The following is a 17649-nucleotide window of genomic DNA, read 5'->3' as shown; positions in this document are numbered from 1 at the left end:
TTCGTGCTCGTCGAATTCGTTACCCAAAGCTTTCCCCAGGTCAGAGGGGGTGCCACAGACGGCGGCGCGAAAAAGATCTGTGATCACATCTTGTCAGACCTCGATGAAGGTGCGAAGTTACCTGCCATCACCAAGGCCTGAGACATCCGAAACCGGGCCTATGTCGTGATTAATCCGCTCAGACATACCAGCCACAGGGAGAGTCATGGAGCGTCTTCGCGATTCACTTCCGGTCCGCTTCGGGGCGATCGTCGGATCCATTGCCCTGATCGGGTCGACGGCCGCGTGCGGGTCGTCCGCCGCCGGATCGTCCACCACCGCGTCGGACAGCGGGTCGAAGAAGGTCGACTCGATCGCCGCCATGGTTCCCAAGTCGATAGCCGAGAAAGGCACGTTGACGATCGCCGCCGCCACCTACCCACCCGCGGTGATCGAGCCGGCCAACGGCGCGACTCCCACGGGCTGGGACATCGAGAACGTGCGTCGGATCGCCGCGGTCCTGGGTCTGAAGGTCAACATCAAGATCGCCCCGTTCAACGGCATCATCACCGGTCTGCAGGCGGGCCGCTACGACGGCGCGACCGGGGAGATCTACGCGACGGACGAGCGCACGGCGACCGTCACCTTCGTCACCAACCACGCCTCGAGCGACGCCCTGATGGTGCCGGTCGGCAGCAAGATCACCAGCGCCGCCGCGGAAACGGACCTCTGTGGTCACACGCTGGCCGCGTCGCTCGGCTCCGCCGAGGCGGCACTGGCCGAGAAGCTCGCGGGCAAGTGCAGGACCGCGGGCAAGGACCCGATCACCGTCAAGACCTTCGATTCACAGGCCAACGTGAACCTCGCCCTGCGCGGAGGCCGCGTCGACGCTGCCGTGAGCAGCGCGAGCCAGGTGGCCTATGTGATGAGCCAGGCCAAGAACCAGTTCAAGCTGATCGAGCTGCCCTGGGCCCCCAAGTACAAGACCGGCTTCGTGCTGGGGCGCAACAGCGACACCGCGCAGTTCGCCAAGGCGATCGCGGCGGCCACCGACCACCTGATCGAGAACGGCGAACTGCAGAAGATCCTCGACAAGTTCAACGCCGGCCAGGGGCTCATCGCGAAGGCCGAGATCCTTCCGTCCACGGGGGGCAACTGATGAAAGCAGCCACCGTCACCGCCTCCACCCGCGTGGACCCGTCGGCCGTCCCGCCCTCCGAACTCGTGCCGATGCGGCACCAGGGCCGGCGCCTGGCCGCCCTGGCCGTTCTCCTCGTCGCGGCGAATCTGGGCTACTCCGTGATGACCAACGACAACTTCGAGTGGCCGGTCGTCGGGGACTACCTGTTCCACCCCGAGATCATGGCGGGCCTGCGCACGACACTGGTCCTCACCGGGGTGTCCATGACGCTGGGCATCACCCTCGGCATCGTTCTGGCCGCGTGTCGGATGTCGGAGAACCGGGTGCTCTCGTCCCTCTCGGGCGCCTACCTGTGGTTCTTCCGGGGGACGCCGCTCCTCGTCCAGCTGATCTTCTGGTTCAACCTGTCGGCGCTCTACCCGCGCTTGTCGCTCAGCGTGCCGTTCGGCGGTCCTGAGATCGCCGGCGCGGCCACCAACGGGGTGCTGAACCTGTGGGCCGTCGCCATCATCGGTCTGACCCTCAACGAATCGGCCTACATGGCGGAGATCGTGCGCGGCGGCCTTCTCTCGGTGCCCAAGCACCAGAGCGAGGCGGCCGTCGCGCTCGGAATGAACCGGTGGCAGACCTTCAGCAGGGTCGTCCTGCCCCAGGCCCTGCGGGTGATCGTCCCGCCCACCGGCAACCAGGTCATCGGCATGCTGAAGCACTCCTCGCTCGTGAGCATCATCGCGCTCGCCGACCTGCTGTACTCGGCGCAACTGATCTACTCGCAGAACTTCCGCACGATCCCGCTGCTCGTCGTGATCTCGATCTGGTACCTGGTGTGCACCACGGTGCTCTCCTACGCCCAGAGCCACATCGAGCGTCACTACGGGCGTGGCGTCCACGTCGGCGCGCACCGGCCCGGCGGAGTCGCGAAACTCCGGTCCCGGCTCGCGCGGCGGCCCCAGGCAAACGACAACCCGAATCCGGCGTGACGAAAGGACCGGTGAGAGATCCGATGAGCGCACCCATGTCCGCGCCCGGCAACACTGACACCCCGGTGAACGATCCCATCGTCCGGATCATCGACCTGCACAAGAACTTCGGACCGGTCGAGGTCCTCAAGGGCGTCGACCTGGAGGTGCACCGCGGTCAGGTGGTCGTCATCCTCGGTCGGTCCGGCTCCGGCAAGAGCACCATGCTGCGGTGCGTCAATCACCTCGAGCGCCCGTCCAGGGGCACCGTCGTCGTGGACGGCGAGGTGATCGGTTACCGCGTCAAGGGCGACAAGCTGCACGAACTGCCGCCCTCGGCCATCGCGAAGCAGCGCACCAGGACCGGCATGGTCTTCCAGGCCTACAACCTCTTCCCGCACATGACGGTGCTGGAGAACCTCATCGAAGCGCCGCGCCGCGTCAAGGGCGTGAACAAGGCCGAGGCCGTGGCGGACGCGATGCAGGCGCTGGAGGAGGTGGGCATGGCCCACAAGGCCGACGTCTACCCCGGCACGCTGTCCGGCGGCCAGCAGCAGCGCGTGGCGATCGCGCGGGCCCTGGTCATGAAGCCGAGCGTCATGCTCTTCGACGAGCCGACCTCGGCCCTGGACCCCGAACTGGTCGGTGAGGTGCTGAACGTCATGAAGCGGCTGGCGACCAGCGGGATGACGATGATGGTGGTCACCCACGAGATCGGCTTCGCCCGCGGCGTCGCCGACGAAGTGGTCTTCATGTCGGAGGGCCGGCTCGTCGAGAAGGGCCCGCCGTCCCAGGTCATCGACGCACCCGTCCACGAGTCCACGCGCACCTTCATCGACAGCATCCTTTGACTGCTCCCTTCAGGGAGGGGAGCGGTCGAGGCCTCACAGCGCCCTTTCAGATGGCGTCGCGAACGGCCCGTTCGAAACCCTCGACATGGCTGCGGGCGAGCCGTGCCGCCTTGTCGGGGTCCCCGGCGACGATCGCCTCGATCAGCGGGCCGTGTTCTTCGACATGGCCGGCCATGTCGGACAGCCGGTCGACGAACAGGCACCAGATACGGGTGGCCAGGTTGTCGTGGCGGACGAGGGTGTCCTCCAGGTAGGGATTGTGCGTGGCGGCGTAGATGGCGCGGTGCACCTGAAGGTCGAGGTGCATGAGCCCGGCGGCGTCGGCGGGTCGCCGGGGATCCGCGCTCTCGAGCTCCCGCAGCAGGGCCGTCAGCGTGGCCCGGTCCGCGGCCGTGGCACGCCGTGCGGCCTGCGCGGCGGCCAGGGGTTCCAGTTCCTGGCGCACCTCGGAGATGTGGGCCAGGTCGGTGATGTTGACATCGGTGGCGAAGGTGCCGCGTCGGGGGTACGTCGCGATGAGGCGCTCGTACTGGAGCCGCTTGAGCGCCTCGCGCACCGGCGTCCGGCCGACCCCGAGGGACTGCCCCAGCTGGTCCTCGTTGATCGGCGTGCCCGGGCGGATCTCCAGCATGACGAGCCGGTCGCGGATGGCCCGGTAGGCCCGCTCGGCGAGGGACAGTTCCTCGCCTGCGGCCTGCTCTGTCGCCACCTGCTGCATGAGGCCCCCTTGACCTGTCGAGCGAGCTCCCGTACCTTACCGCAGACCTTGATATATCAGATGCTCGTCTGATGGCACGTCACGCGTCGACCTGCGAAAAGCTAGCTTCTCGCGGCGCGGGCCGCCAACGCTTCCAGGAGCAGGTCGACCGCCTCCTCGAAGGAACTGTCGCCCAGGGCGTGCAGTTCCCCGCGCACGGCGGTGAGCGCGGGATACGACGCGGGGTCCAGCCCCTGGTAGACCTCGTTCCACGCCCGGTGGTCAGCCTCGCGCTGCGGTCGCGGGAGCGCCAGGCACGCGGCGTCCATGGCCGCGTGGCTGAGCACGGTGTCGATGAACGTCAGATACAGGCGGGTCGCGTCGGCCGGTCCGAAGCCCGCGGAGAGCAGGAGGCCGATCCCGGTCTCCACGGCGCGGATCTCGTTCGGGCGGCGGGTCACCCGGTACGAGGCGAAGGCGGCCGCGCGGGGATGGGCGAGGTATCCGGCGCGCACCCGCAGGGCCATGTCGCGCAGTGCGGCCACCCAGTCGTCCCCGGGGACGAAGCCCGCCATGGCGTCGCCGATGATGCGGTCGGCGATCGCGAGCACCAGGTCGTCGGTGCCGTGGAAGTAGCGGTAGAGGGCGCTGGGGTCGCAGCCCAGGGCGGTGCCGAGCCGGCGCACACTGAGTGCCTCCGGGCCGTGCTCGCCGATCAGCCGCAGGGCGGTCTCCACGATCAGGTCCTCCGACAGCAGGACTCCCGAGCGGGTCGGACGGCGGCGTCGGCGCTCCTGCGGGACACGCGTGGTCATGGCTCCGGGCTCCTGTCGGTCGGGACCGCGTACCGGCAGTGAAGGGGAACCCCACCCTTATGTCAACAGGATTGACGCAACGCTGACGCCCGGTGTTCCATCACAGTCCCGCGCGGCTCTTCCCTCGTCCCCTTCCCACGAGGAGCCCTCCATGTCATCCACGCAACTGCGCCGCTCCCTCGGTGTCGTCGACGGCGTCGCCATCGCCGCCTCCAGCACCGCCGCCACCACCAGCATCGCCATCGGCATGGGCACGATCGCCACCATCGTGGGTCTGCAGGCCCCGGCACTGTTGATCCTCGCCTTCCTGCCCGTGCTCGGCATCGCCACCGCCTACGCCCGCCTCAACCGCTCCGAACCCAACTGCGGCAACGGCTACACCTGGGTCGGCAAGACCCTCGGCCCCTGGCCCGGCTTCCTGACCGGATGGGTCACGATCGTCGGCTCGGTGATCTTCTGCGCCTACACCAGCGCGGTCATGGGCTCGGTCGTCCTGATCTTCGCCAACAAGGCCGGCCTGCACTCTCTGGCGGGCATCGCCCTCGATCCGGCGTCCACCGGCGTCAGTACGGCCGTGGGGCTGGTGCTCCTGCTCGGGCTGACCGCCCTCGCCGTCACCGGCACGCGCGCCACCACCCGCTTCCAGTTCGCGCTGCTGGTCTTCGAGTACGCGGTGCTGCTCGGGTTCTGCGGCTGGGCCCTGGTCACCGGCGACCAGTCCTTCTCCTTCTCCTGGTTCAACCCCTTCGAGATCACCGACGGCACCACCTTCGCCCAGGGCATGGTCCTCGCGGTGTTCTTCTTCTGGGGCTGGGACGCGGCCTTCAGCGTCACCGAGGAGACCAGGAAGCCGGACGACGCGGCCCGCGGCGGACTGATCGCGCTGTTCGCGATGCTCGGTCTGTTCCTCTTCGCCTCGGTCGCCTTCCAGCGGGAGATGAGCCTGAGCGAACTCATCGAGAACGGCCCGCAGGCCCTGCCGTACCTCGGTCGGAAGCTGGCCGCCGAACCGTGGGCCACCCTGCCGGTGGTCGCCCTGATGTTCTCGGCCGCGGCCTCCGTGCAGTCCACGCTCATCCCCACGGCGCGCGGGCTGCTCGCGATGGGCCGGGACCGCACCATGGGGCCGGTGTGGACCCGGGTGCACCCGCGGTTCGGCACCCCGGCGGCCGGAACGGCCGTCGTGCTGGCCATCGCCACCGTGATCGCCCTGCTGGCCGTCGCCATCCCCCGGCTCAGCGACATGCTGCTGGCCGCCGTCAACGCCATCGGTCTGCTCGTCGCCCTCTACTACGGTCTCACCGCGCTCGCCTGTGCCGTCCGTTTCCGGTCCGCTGGGCGCGAAGGGCTGCGCACCGCGGTGCTCGCCGTGGGCGTGCCCGCCGTGTCGAGCATGGTGCTGCTGGGCCTCGGCGGCTATCTCGGATACTCATACCTGACCATGAGCGACCACTTCGAACTCAGCCCCGACAACGGGTGGTTCATGTTCTCCCTGCCCGCCGTCATCGTCCTCGCCGGCCTCGGCATGGCCGCGGTCGCCAAGTACGTCCGCCGTTCGCCGTACTTCGCCACCGGTCGCGGCACCGACGCCGAGGCCATCCCCCTCCCCATGGACCACACGGCCGTCTGACCGCCGCGCCCGTCCCGTCGCGTTCCCCCTTCCCAGGAGTCCATCCTCATGCCGCAGTCCCAGGTCACGGGCCCCGCCGACCTCGTCCTCACCGGCGGGCCCGTCCACACCGTCGATCCCGCCCGCAGCCGCGCCACCGCCGTGGCGGTGCACGGCGGGCGGATCACGGCCGTCGGCCACGCCGAGGTGCACGCCCTGATCGGACCGGGCACCGAGGTCGTCGACCTCGCCGGAAAGCTGCTGCTGCCCGGCTTCCAGGACGCCCATGTCCACCCGCAGGGCGCGGGCCTGGAACTCGGCCTGTGCCACCTGGCCGACACCGTCGACCCCGCCGAGTACCTGCGGCGGATCCGGCGGTACGCCGACGAGCACCCGGACGCCGAATGGATCACCGGCGGCGGCTGGTCCCTGGAGGCCTTCCCCGGCGGCGCCCCCACCGCCGCCGCCCTCGACGCGATCGTCCCCGACCGTCCCGTCTTCCTGCCCAACCGCGACCACCACGGCGCCTGGGTCAACACCCGCGCACTGGAGCGGGCCGGCATCGACGCCCGGACCCCCGATCCCGCCGACGGCCGCATCGAACGCGACGCCGAGGGCAACCCGACCGGCATGCTCCAGGAGGGCGCCGTCCACCTGGTGGGTCGGCTGGTGCCCGACCCCACCGCCGAGGAACAACTGGCCGCCCTGCTGCGCGCCCAGGCGGTGCTGCACTCCCACGGTGTCACCGCCTGGCAGGACGCCATCGTCGGCGCCTACGCCAACATGACCGACCCGGCACCCTCCTACCGGACGGCCCGGGACCGGGGGCTCCTCACCGCGCGCGTGGTCGGCGCGCTGTGGTGGGACCGCGAGCGCGGCGCCGAGCAGATCCCCGAACTCGTCGCGCGACGCGAGGAACTGAGCGGGGGCCGGTTCCGCGCCGGCGCGGTGAAGATCATGCAGGACGGCATCGCGGAGAACCACACCGCGGCCATGCTCGACCCGTATCTCACCGGCTGCGGCTGCTGCGCCTCGGTCACCAGCGGCATCAGCTTCGTCGAACCCGCCGAGCTGAAGAAGTACGTCACCGAACTCGACGCGCTCGGCTTCCAGGTCCACTTCCACGCCCTCGGCGACCGCGCGGTGCGCGAGGCGCTCGACGCCGTCGAGGCCGCCCGCACCGCCAACGGCCACCGCGACACCCGCCACCAGCTGGCGCACCTCCAGGTCGTCCACCCCGACGACGTACGACGCTTCAGGGCGCTGGGCGCCACCGCCAACCTGCAGATGCTGTGGGCCGCCCACGAACCGCAGATGGACGAACTCACCCTCCCCTTCCTGGGCGCCGAACGCGGCGCCCGCCAGTACCCGTTCGGCGACCTGCTGCGTGCCGGAGCGACGCTCGCCGCGGGCAGCGACTGGCCGGTCAGCACCCCCGACCCGCTCCAGGCCGTCCATGTCGCCGTCAACCGTGTCTCCCCCGACGCACCCGAGGGCACCCCCGAGTTCCTGCCCGGACAGCGCCTCGACCTCGGCACCGCCCTCGCGGCGTACACGGCGGGCAGCGCCCATGTGAACCACCTCGACGCCCTCACCGGCAGTATCACCGTCGGCAAGGCCGCCGACCTGGTCGTCCTCGACCGCGACCCGTTCACGGGTCCGCCCGGGGAAATCGCCGCCACGCGGGTCCTGCAGACCTTCGTGGACGGGGAACGCGTGCACGCGGCGCCCGACGCCTGAGCCTCTCGGAAGGGGGGTTCAGCACCTCTCGCGCAGTGAGTGCAGGTAGGCGCTGGAGCGGCGGGCGAAGGTGAAGGAGTCCGTCGGACTGTCCAACTCGGTCTGCCAGTGGTGGGCGAGGCGCTCGCCGCGCAGCCGGGTCACGGTCGAGATGAACCGTTCGTAGTCGATGTCGCCGTCGCCGACGTCGACCATGCGGTAGCCGAACGGGTCGGACGGATCGCTCACGCCGTCCTTCACATGGAAGAGCGGGTAGCGGTGGGGGCGCTCGAGGACGTAGTCGAGGGGCTCGAAGGGAGCGGGTGTGCCGTCGGGACGCGTGGAGAAGCGGAACCGGCCGACGTGGGCCCAGAAGATGTCCATCTCCAGGAACACCAGATCGGGGTCGGTCTCGGCGAGCAGCACGTCGTAGAGGCGGACCCTGGGGTCGTCGGTGGCGAAGGAGAACTCCTCGGAGTGGTTGTGCTGGTAGAACTTCATGCCGCGGGCTTTGGCCGCCGCGCCGTAGGTGTTGAACTCCTCGGCGGCCCGCTTGACGGCGTCCACGGTGGAGCCGTAGCGGAAGGGTCCGGAGGCGGTGCCGATGTGCTTCAGGCCGAGGGCCTGGGCGTCGTCGAGGACCTTGCCGAGGTTCTGGGCGAAGGTGTAGGCGTTCGGGTCGCTGGAGTAGTGGCCGACGTGACTGCCGATCGGGGTCAGGCCGTGGTTCCTGGCCAGCCGCTTGAGCTGGGCGAGGGTGATCGGGCCCGCGGAGCCCTGGGTGTAGCCGGCGAACTCGACCTCGTCGTACCCGTACTTCTCCAGTTCGGCGAAGACGGGACCGAAGCCGAGCGTGGAGACCTTGTCGCGCAGGCTGTAGAGCTGGATGCCGAGGCGGCCGGGGGGCAGGACGGGACGGCCACGGCCGGCCGACGTGGCGGGCGCGGCGCTCGCCGGGGTCGCCGCGGCACCCAGCAGTGCGGCGGCGGTGGCGCCCGCGGCGACGCCGAGCATGCCTCGTCTGGTGAGGCGACGGGTCGGTTCGGGGTCGGGCTCGAAGGTGCGGCTCATGCGGGAACTCCTTGGGTCGGTCCAAGAGGTCAGTGGGCGAAGGCCGCGTCGAAGGAGGCCGAGGGAGGCTCGAAGTCGAAGGCCTTCAGACGGGTCAGGGCCTCGGGCGCACCCTGGAGCCGGTCCATGCCGGCGTCCTCCCACTCGACGGAGACGGGGCCTCGGTAGTCGATGGAGCGCAGCATGCGGAAGACGTCCTCCCACGGGACGTCGCCGTGGCCGGCGGAGACGAAGTCCCAGCCGCGGCGGGGGTCGCCCCAGGGCAGGTGCGAGCCCAGACGGCCGTTGCGGCCGTCGAGGCGCTTGCGGGCCTCCTTGCAGTCGACGTGGTAGATCCGGTCGCGGAAGTCCCACAGGAAGCCGACCGGGTCGAGGTCCTGCCAGACGAAGTGCGAGGGGTCGAAGTTGAGGCCGAAGGCCGGACGGTGGTCCACGGCCGCGAGGGCCCGGTGGGTCGTCCAGTAGTCGTACGCGATCTCGCTGGGGTGCACCTCGTGCGCGAACCGCACGCCCTCCGCGTCGAACACGTCGAGGATCGGGTTCCAGCGTGCGGCGAAGTCCTCGTAGCCGCGCTCGATCATCGACTCGGGGACGGGCGGGAACATGGCGACCAGGTGCCAGATCGCGGAACCGGTGAAGCCGACGACGGTGTCGACGCCGAAGGCGGCCGCGGCGCGGGCGGTGTCGGCGATCTCGGCGGCGGCCCTGCGCCGTACGCCCTCCGCGTCGCCGTCGCCCCAGATTCGGGCGGGCAGGATCGCCCGATGGCGTTCGTCGATGATGGCGTCGCAGACGGCTTGGCCGACCAGGTGGTTGGAGACGGCCCAGCATGTGAGGCCGTACTTGTCGAGCAGTTGGTGACGCGAGTCGACGTAGGACGGATCCGTCAGCGCCTTGTCGACCTCGAAGTGGTCGCCCCAGCAGGCGAGTTCGAGACCGTCGTAGCCGAAGTCGCGCGCGAGCCGGCAGACCTCCTCCAAGGGCAGGTCGGCCCACTGGCCGGTGAAGAGTGTGAACGGACGCGGCATCTCTCGGAAACCCTCCTCAGTCGGCGATCGGGGTGTAGACGGAGTTCTTGGCGGCGCTTTCCTCCACCGCCGCCAGCACGCGCTGCACCTGCAGTCCGTCGGCGAAGGAGGGGTCGGGCCGGCGGCCCCGCGCGATGGCGTGCACGAGGTCGCGGGCCTGGTGGACGAAGGTGTGCTCGTAGCCGAGGCCGTGGCCCGGTGGCCACCAGGCGTCCAGGTAGGGGTGGTCGGGTTCGGTGACGAGGATGCGGCGGAAGCCGGCCCGGCTGCTCGGTTCCCTGCCGTCGTGGTACGCCAGCTCGTTGAGCCGCTCCAGGTCGAAGGCGAGTGAGCCGTGCTCCCCGTTGAGTTCGATGCGCAGGGCGTTCTTGCGGCCGGTGGCGTAGCGGGTCGCCTCGAAGGTGGCGAGGGCGCCGGAGGTGAAGCGGCCGGTGAAGAGCGCCGCGTCGTCGACGGTGACCTGGCCGGTGCCGGCGGACGACACGCCGGACAGGCCGCTGGTGGCGCCGACGGACAGGGGGCGTTCGCGTACGAAGGTCTCCGTCAGGGCGGACACCCCCGCCAGCCGCTCCCCCGCCAGGTGCTGCGCGAGGTCGACGATGTGCGCGCCCAGGTCGCCCAGCGCCCCCGAGCCGGCGTGTTCCCTGCGCAGCCGCCAGGTGAGCGGGAACGCCGGGTCGACGAGCCAGTCCTGAAGGTAGGTCACCCGGACGTGCCGCAGGGTGCCGAGCCTGCCCTCGGCGACCATGCTCCGGGCGAGGGCCGCGGCAGGCACCCGGCGGTAGTTGAAGCCGACCATCGCCAACCGGCCGCGGGACTGGGCCTCTTCGGCCGCGCCGGCCATGCGCTCGGCCTCCTCCACGCTGTTGGCGAGGGGTTTCTCGCACAGCACGTGCTTGTCGGCCGCGAGCGCGGCGAGGGCGATCTCGGCATGGCTGTCACCGGGGGTACAGATGTCGACGAGGTCGATGTCGTCCCGCTCGGTCAGGGCACGCCAGTCGGTCTCGACGGACGCCCAGCCGTGCCGGTCGGCAGCGGCGCGCACGGCCGTCGCGTCGCGACCGCAGAGCGCGGCCAGGACCGGGCGGTACGGCAGGTCGAAGACACGGCCCACGGTGCGCCAGCCCTGGGAGTGGGCGGCGCCCATGAAGGCGTAGCCCACCATGCCGACGCGCAGGGGCGGCTTCCCGGCCCGCGGTCCGTCCGGCTGCTGGGGCTGTGACATACGGATGTCCTCCTCGTCCTCGTCGTCCTCGTCGTGGTGGCGCCGTGGGGGGTGCGGGGCGGGGCCTTTCCCGCCGAAGCGGTCAGCGGAAGCCGGTGGGCATGTACTGGTCGACGTTGTCCTTGTCGACGACGGCCGAGTAGAGCGTCAGCGAGGCCGGGATCTCGTGTTCGGCGAGACCGCTGACGCCCTTGCTCTGCCCGAGGGCGCGCGCCAGGTCGATCGCGGACGCGGCCATCGTCGGCGGGTACAGGACGGTCGCCTTGAGGACGCCGTCGTCCTGCTTGATGGCCTGGAAGGCGGAGAGGGCACCGGCCCCGCCGACCATGACGAAGTCGTCGCGCCCGGCCTGGTCGATGGCGCGCAGCGCGCCCACGCCCTGATCGTCGTCGTGGTTCCACAACGCGTCGAACCGGGGCTGTGCCTGCAGGAGTTGGGCCATCTTGGCCTGCCCGGACTCGACGGTGAACTCGGCGGCCTGACGGGCCACCTTCTTGATGTTGGGGTAGTTCTTCAGGGCGTCGTCGAAGCCCTGGGTGCGCTGCCTGGTCAGCTCCAGGTTGTCGAGCCCGGCCAGTTCGACGACCTTGGCGTTCGCCTTCCCCTTGAGCTTCTCGCCGAGGTAGTGACCGGCGTTGAGGCCCATGCCGTAGTTGTCGCCGCCGATCCAGCACCGGTACGCCTGCGCGGTGTTGAAGATCCGGTCGAGATTCACGACGGGGATGCCCGCCCGCATGGCCTTCAGTCCGACCTGGGTGAGGGCCTTGCCGTCGGCGGGCAGCACCACCAGCACGTCGACCTTCTTGTTGATGAGGGTCTCGATCTGCCCGATCTGCGCGGCGACGTCGTTCGAGCCCTCGGTGATCTCCAGCGTGACGTCGGAGTACTTCTCGGCGCGGTTCTTGGCGTTGTCGTTGATGGCGTTGAGCCAGCCGTGGTCGGCCTGGGGACCGGCGAAGCCGATGGTGACGTGCTTGCCGGGCTTGTCGTCGGCGGCCGGCTGGGTGCCGGAGCCCTCGCTCGCCTGTGAGGTCTCGTTGCTCGTGCACCCCGCGAGGAGGGCACCGGCCGAGACGGCGGCGGTCCCGAAGAGCAGTCCTCTGCGGCTCGTGATGTGCGGCATGGCGGTGAACCCTTTCCTCAGGTCGTGCTCGCGGTACGGCGCTGGACCAGCACGGCGGCGACGATGATCGCGCCCTTCGCGATCTGCTGGACGTCGCTCTGCAGGTTGTTCAGGGCGAAGAGGTTGGTGATCGTGGTGAAGATCAGGACGCCGAGCACGGAGCCGGTGATGGTGCCGCGTCCCCCGCTGAGCAGGGTGCCGCCGATGATCGCGGCGGCGATGGCGTCGAGCTCGTAGAGGTTGCCGTTGGTGTTCTGGCCGGAGCCGGACAGGATGATCAGCAGGAAGGCGGCGATGCCGCAGCACAGTCCGGACAGCAGATAGAGGTAGAGGCGCTGGCGGCGGACGTCGATGCCGGCGAGCCGGGCGGCCTCCGCGTTCCCGCCGACGGCGACCGTGCGCCGGCCGAACGTGGTGCGGTTGAGGATCAGCCAGCCGAGGACCACGACGACGGCGAGGACGAGCACCAGCGGCGGGATGCCGAGGACGTACGACTCGCGGCCGCCGAGCCTCAGGATCCCGTCGACGGTGACGATCTGGGTGCTGCCGCCGGTGATCTGCAGGGCGAGGCCGCGCGCCGAGGCCAGCATGGCGAGCGTGGCGATGAACGGGACCATCCCGCCGTAGGCGATGAGCAGGCCGTTGACCAGTCCGCAGCCGACGCCGACGATCACCGCGGTGAAGAGGATGCCCGCGAAGCCGTACTCCTGGGTGGCGACCGTGGTGGCCCACACGGAGGCGAGGGCGACGATCGCGCCGACCGAGAGGTCGATGCCGCCGGAGGTGATGACGAAGGTCATGCCGACGGTGACGACACCGATCACCGAGGCCTGGGTGAGGACCAGTTGGAGGTTGCGGGTGTCGAGGAACTCCTCGGGCTTGGTGAGGCCGCCGATGAGCACCAGTGCGGCGAGCACGCCGAGCAGGGAGAGGATGCGGAGGTCGGCGCGGGCCGCCAGGGAACGCCAGGGGGAGGATCCGCCGGCGGTGGGCACCTTGTCGCCGGCGCTTCGCGGCGGGGAGAAGGACTGCGTCATGACGCCGGACTTCCTTCCATGACGAGATCGAGTACGCGGTGTTCGTCGAGCTCGGAGCCGGGAGCCGTGTGGACGACGCGTCCTTCGCGCAGGACGAGCACGCGGTCGGACAGACCCAGGACTTCCGGCACCTCGCTGGAGACCAGCAGCACGGCCAGGCCCTCGTCGGCGAGGCGCCGGATCACCGTGTACAGCTCGGCGCGGGCGCCGACGTCGACACCCCGGGTCGGTTCGTCCAGCAGCAGCACCCGGCAGCCGCGCAGCAGCCAGCGGGCCAGGACGGCCTTCTGCTGGTTGCCGCCGGACAGGGTGCGGATCGGTGCGGAGGGGCTGTCGGGGCGCAGTGACAGCTCACGGGTCGCGGCCCGCGCCGCCCCCGTTTCGGCTCTCCGGTCGACCCAGCCTCCGCGTGAGAAGCGGGACAGGGAGGAGATGGAGACGTTGCGGGTGACGGAGTCCAGCAGCAGCAGTGCCTGCGCCTTGCGTTCCTCGGGGGCGAGGCCGAGTCCGGCACGGATCGCCGAGCGGACGCTGCCGGGGCGCAGCGGACGGCCCTCGACCAGGACCCGTCCCGCGCTCGGCTTCCGTGCCCCGTAGATCGTCTCCAGGATCTCGGAGCGGCCGGAGCCGACGAGTCCGGCGAGACCGACGATCTCCCCGGCGTGCACAGTGAGGTCGAGGGGCGCGAACTCGCCCGTACGGCACAGTCCTTGGACTTCGAGGACCGGTGCGCCGCGGGCCGGCGAGGTGGTGCGGTCGGGAAAGACGTGTTCGACGTCGCGCCCGGTCATCAGCTCGACGACCTCACGCGTCGGCGTCGTCCTCGCGGGCAGTCCGCGGGCGACCGTCCTGCCGTCCTTGAGTACGGTGACCCGCTCGCCGATGCGGCGGATCTCCTCCAGCCGGTGGGAGATGTAGACGACGGCGACGCCCTCGGAGGTGAGGTCGCCGACGATGCGGAAGAGGTTGTCGACCTCGTCCGGGTCGAGGGCGGCGGACGGTTCGTCCATCACGATGAGCCGTACGTCGTGGGAGAGCGCCCGGGCCATGGAGACGATCTGCCGCTGGGCCGCCGACAACTCGCCCACGAGCTGTGCGGGATCGATCTCGGGGTGCCCAAGTCGCTTCAGCAGCCCGCCTGTTGCGGCCTGTGCGGCTTTGCGTCGTACGACGAACCCGGCGGCCGTGGGTTCATGGCCGAGGTACACGTTCTCGGCCACGGACAGGTGCTCGGCCAGGTCGAGTTCCTGGTAGATGGTGGCGATGCCGAGGCGCATGGCGGCGACGGGCGAGCGGAGGGTGACCGGCTCGCCGCGCCAGCGGACGGTGCCGGTGTCGGGCTGGTGGGCGCCGGCCAGGACCTTGATGAGGGTGGATTTGCCGGCCCCGTTCTGGCCGAGCAGGCAGTGCACTTCTCCCGCCCGGACGTCGAGGTCGACACCGTCGAGGGCCCGGACTCCGGGGAACGACTTGGTGATGGCGGACATGCTGAGCAGGGGTGCTTCTCGTGCCATGGGGGCTCCCGTGGTAGGCGTGCGGGCCTCGGAGCGGCTTTTTGGACAGGCTCGTCGCGGGCACGGCGAAGCGGGGTCGTGCCGGCGAGTGGTGTGGTGGTCGCGCTTATGCGGGCGAGAACAGATGGTCGGCGATGAGCCGTGCCGCGCCGGTCACCCCGGCGGTGGGGCCCAACTCCCCCAGCACGATGGGCAGGTTGCCGGTCGCCAGCGGCAGTGACTGGCGGTAGACCTGGGTGCGGATCGCGGCGAGCAGGGTGTGGCCGAGGCCGGTCACCCCGCCGCCGATCACCACCAGGCCCGGGTTGAAGAAGCTGACCAGGCCGGCGATGACCTGGCCGACGCGGTTGCCGCCCTCGCGGATCAGGTCGAGGGAGGCCGGGTCGCCGGCGGCGGCCGCGGCGGCGACGTCCACGGCGGTCAGCGTGCCGTTCGCCGCGAGCCGCGCGGCGAGTTCCTCCGACAGTCCCTGCTCGGCCGCCGCGACGGCGTCGCGGGCGAGGGCCGCCCCGCTGAAATGCGCCTCGAGGCAGCCCCGGTTGCCGCAGGCGCACGGGCGGCCGTCGGGCACGGCCTGGATGTGCCCGATGTCGCCCGCGCTGCCCGTCACCCCGCGGTGGACCTCACCGCCGGCGACGATGCCGCAGCCGATGCCGGTGCCGATCTTGACGCAGAGGAAGTCGCTGACGGAGCGTGCGACGCCGGCGTGCATCTCCCCCATCGCCATCAGGTTCACGTCGTTGTCGACCATGACCGGGCAGCCGAGTTCCTGGCTGAGCGCCTCCCGCACCGGGAAGCCGTCCCAGCCCGGCATGATCGGCGGGGCCACCGGAACGCCCTCGGGGAAGCGGACCGGTCCCGGGACGCCGAGGCCGGCGCCGTCGAAGCCCTCCGCGAGCCCCGAGGACCTCAACTTCGCGGCCATGGACAGGACTTGCTCGAAGACCGCGACGGGCCCCTCGCGCACGTCCAGGGGCTGGTTGAGGTGTCCGAGGATCTCCAGTTCGGCGTTGGTGACGGCGACGTCGACCGAGGTCGCGCCGATGTCGACGCCGAGGAAGCGCAGTTGGGGGTTGAGCCGGATGTTGTGGGAGCGGCGGCCGCCGCGCGAGGCGGCGAGCCCGTCGGCCACGATCAGCCCCGTCTCGAGGAGCCGGTCCACCTCCACGGCCAGCCTGGACCGCGAGAGGTCGACCTGATCCCCCAGCTGGGCACGGGAATTGGGGCCGCCGTCACGCAACAGCTTGAGCAGACGAGCCTGATGAGCGTTCGCGGGTCGCGCCGTCATACGTCTCACAGGCTCCTCCCCGCCCGGTTTCAGCCACCAGTGTCCGGCTTCCACAGGGAACGTAGCAGCGGATGCCGAGGGCGGGAAGAAGTCCGACGTAGATTCTGCAGACTTTTTCTCCTTGCAGGACAAAGTCCGAAGGGGTCTCAGCGCTGGGTGGGGTGCGCCTGGTGGTCACGGCCGACCGTCAGGGGCGCCGGGCGGTACGAGGTGTACGCCGCCCCGTCCAGACCGAGCGCGGTGGCGGACCGCTGGAGCGCGGCCGGGGTCGCGACGTCGTCCCAACGGCCCGTGCTGACGCGGTGTTCGAGCGCGTGCAGGGCGGCCACGGTCTCGGCGGTGGTGAACGTGCAGTGTCCCTGCCGCTCGACGTACGCCTGCCGCAGCAGCGCGCCGTCGCCGGAGGCGCGCACGCGTGCGGCGAAGCGGTTCTCCTGCTCCACCGGAACGAGGTTGTCGGCCGTGGTGTGGATGTCGAGCAGGGGTACCTCGAGTCCCTGGCCCGCCGAGGAGGTCCGCTCGGCGGTGCGGACGGCGGCGGGGTCGGCGGTGATCGTGGCGTCCTCGGTCAGCACCCGCAGGTCGGCACGCAGGTCGAGGCCGGCTGCCCGGTAGAGGGCGCGGACCTGGGGCGCGTGGGCGGAACCGGAGAGCAGGTGGGCGTAGTCGACGCCCTTGTTCCAGGAGTTGTTGCCGCCGACGGACTGCTCCACGGCGTACCGGCCGCCCTCGACGAAGGACAGGATGCCCTGCGCGAACCAGGCGTACTGCTGCTCCTCCTGGCCCGCCCAGTCGGTCGGGGCGGGACGGTCCTGTCCGGGCGCCCAGGCGGGCAGGTTGAGGAACGCCGCGGCGAGCGCGATCCGGGCCCGCCCCTGCGGGGTGCTCTGCGCGGCGGTGACCGCCTTGGTGAGCAGGTCGGCGGTGGCGGCGGCCTCGGCCGAGCTGCCGAACCGCACGAGTTTCACGTCCTGTCCGGGCAGCAGCAGGCGGGCGATCGTGTACTCGGCGTCCAGCTGGTAGTTGTCCAGGTCCGTGCCGCCCGCGACCAGGCCGCACTGGCCGAGCGCGCCGTCGATACGCCCGCCGCCGTCCCGGGCCAGCTGCGCGTTGACCAGCCCGCCCATCGAGTTGCCGAGGGCAAGGGTGCGCCGCGGCTCGCCGATCTTCGCGGTGACGGCGTCGAGCGTCGCGAACTGGTCCCGTTCGGCGCTGTTCAGGGCCCACATCGAGCCCTGGGGGTCGTACGACGAGCCGGCCATGGCGTAGCCCTGGGCGAGCAGTTCGAGGCGTACGGCCTCGGTGGGGGCGTTCCTGGCGACGGTGGGGCCGAAGCCGTGGCTGAACAGCAGCAGGGTGCCGTTCCAGCGCTCGGGGACGTCGGCGATCCAGGTGGCGCCGTCGGAGAGAGTGCCGGTGAGGCGGGTGGCGGCCCCGGCGTCCGCCGAAGCGGCCGGCGAGGGGAGGGTGGCGAGGGCCGCGGACGTCAGCACGGCCAGGGCGGCCAGGGCGATACGCAGACGGGTGCGGGGCGTGCGGGGACGGGTGACAGCAGGCATGGAGGCGGCTCCTTGGGGGCGGCTGCGGAGTGGG

General features: G+C 70.7%; 15 protein-coding genes. 5 read left to right on the top strand and 10 right to left on the bottom strand.

Translation table 11 applies throughout. The features are described from left to right. The first annotated feature begins 205 nt into the window (after nt 1–205). From ACIRF9_RS09770 to ACIRF9_RS09760, 3 genes are read left to right on the top strand one after another with little or no spacing between them, the layout of a single operon-like run. Nucleotides 206–1138 carry a transporter substrate-binding domain-containing protein gene (locus tag ACIRF9_RS09770; RefSeq protein ID WP_403818695.1) on the top strand — a complete coding sequence of 311 codons (933 nt, stop codon included), beginning with the start codon at nt 206–208 and terminating at the stop codon, nt 1136–1138. Further along, entirely contained in the window at nt 1138–2100 is a 963-nt protein-coding gene (locus ACIRF9_RS09765) for an amino acid ABC transporter permease (protein WP_403818693.1), read from the top strand. The genes ACIRF9_RS09770 and ACIRF9_RS09765 overlap by 1 nt, the downstream gene beginning before the upstream one ends. Before the next feature lie 23 nt (nt 2101–2123). Beyond that, nucleotides 2124–2930, top strand: a complete 807-nt coding sequence (locus ACIRF9_RS09760) for an amino acid ABC transporter ATP-binding protein (RefSeq protein WP_403818692.1) — start codon at nt 2124–2126, stop codon at nt 2928–2930. A 46-nt stretch (nt 2931–2976) separates the two neighbouring features. On the opposite strand, the gene ACIRF9_RS09755 is transcribed toward ACIRF9_RS09760, so the two are convergent. Both ACIRF9_RS09755 and ACIRF9_RS09750 read right to left on the bottom strand, forming a co-directional pair. Continuing rightward, entirely contained in the window at nt 2977–3648 is a 672-nt protein-coding gene (locus tag ACIRF9_RS09755) for a GntR family transcriptional regulator (protein ID WP_403818690.1), read from the bottom strand. 101 nt (nt 3649–3749) lie between these two features. After that, a complete protein-coding gene (locus ACIRF9_RS09750) occupies nt 3750–4442 on the bottom strand; it encodes a TetR/AcrR family transcriptional regulator (protein WP_403818689.1) in 693 nt (230 codons plus the stop codon). Between the two features lie 151 nt (nt 4443–4593). Here ACIRF9_RS09750 and ACIRF9_RS09745 point away from each other — a divergent pair, with 151 nt between their 5' ends. Further along, nucleotides 4594–6072, top strand: coding sequence for an APC family permease (locus ACIRF9_RS09745; RefSeq protein WP_403818687.1), 1479 nt, complete (start codon nt 4594–4596; stop codon nt 6070–6072). A gap of 48 nt (nt 6073–6120) precedes the next feature. After that, nucleotides 6121–7791: an amidohydrolase gene (locus ACIRF9_RS09740; protein WP_403818685.1), complete on the top strand. Its 1671-nt coding sequence runs from the start codon at nt 6121–6123 to the stop codon at nt 7789–7791. 18 nt (nt 7792–7809) lie between these two features. On the opposite strand, the gene ACIRF9_RS09735 is transcribed toward ACIRF9_RS09740, so the two are convergent. The 8 genes from ACIRF9_RS09735 to ACIRF9_RS09700 form a co-directional block, all read right to left on the bottom strand. Further along, nucleotides 7810–8841, bottom strand: a complete 1032-nt coding sequence (locus ACIRF9_RS09735) for a sugar phosphate isomerase/epimerase family protein (RefSeq protein ID WP_403818684.1) — start codon at nt 8839–8841, stop codon at nt 7810–7812. Nucleotides 8842–8870: 29 nt separating this feature from the next. Next, nucleotides 8871–9869, bottom strand: coding sequence for a sugar phosphate isomerase/epimerase family protein (locus tag ACIRF9_RS09730; protein WP_403818682.1), 999 nt, complete (start codon nt 9867–9869; stop codon nt 8871–8873). Between the two features lie 16 nt (nt 9870–9885). Beyond that, nucleotides 9886–11094: a Gfo/Idh/MocA family protein gene (locus ACIRF9_RS09725; protein WP_403818681.1), complete on the bottom strand. Its 1209-nt coding sequence runs from the start codon at nt 11092–11094 to the stop codon at nt 9886–9888. Between the two features lie 82 nt (nt 11095–11176). Beyond that, the gene (locus tag ACIRF9_RS09720; protein WP_403818679.1) at nt 11177–12217 is read right to left on the bottom strand and encodes a substrate-binding domain-containing protein; all 1041 of its coding nucleotides are present in this window, start codon (nt 12215–12217) and stop codon (nt 11177–11179) included. 17 nt (nt 12218–12234) lie between these two features. After that, nucleotides 12235–13254, bottom strand: coding sequence for an ABC transporter permease (locus ACIRF9_RS09715; RefSeq protein WP_403818677.1), 1020 nt, complete (start codon nt 13252–13254; stop codon nt 12235–12237). After that, the gene (locus tag ACIRF9_RS09710) at nt 13251–14768 is read right to left on the bottom strand and encodes a sugar ABC transporter ATP-binding protein (RefSeq protein ID WP_403818675.1); all 1518 of its coding nucleotides are present in this window, start codon (nt 14766–14768) and stop codon (nt 13251–13253) included. The genes ACIRF9_RS09715 and ACIRF9_RS09710 overlap by 4 nt, the downstream gene beginning before the upstream one ends. 106 nt (nt 14769–14874) lie before the next feature. Then, nucleotides 14875–16056, bottom strand: a complete 1182-nt coding sequence (locus ACIRF9_RS09705; RefSeq protein WP_403818674.1) for an ROK family protein — start codon at nt 16054–16056, stop codon at nt 14875–14877. A 146-nt stretch (nt 16057–16202) separates the two neighbouring features. Next, nucleotides 16203–17615, bottom strand: a complete 1413-nt coding sequence (locus tag ACIRF9_RS09700; protein WP_403818672.1) for an alpha/beta hydrolase — start codon at nt 17613–17615, stop codon at nt 16203–16205. Nucleotides 17616–17649: the final 34 nt, after the last annotated feature.

It is taken from the genome of Streptomyces sp. NPDC096132, from assembly GCF_044763345.1.
Taxonomy (GTDB): Bacteria; Actinomycetota; Actinomycetes; order Streptomycetales; family Streptomycetaceae; genus Streptomyces.
Note: the sequence above shows the minus strand (reverse complement) of the source record. Positions and strands in the feature narration are given on the sequence as shown.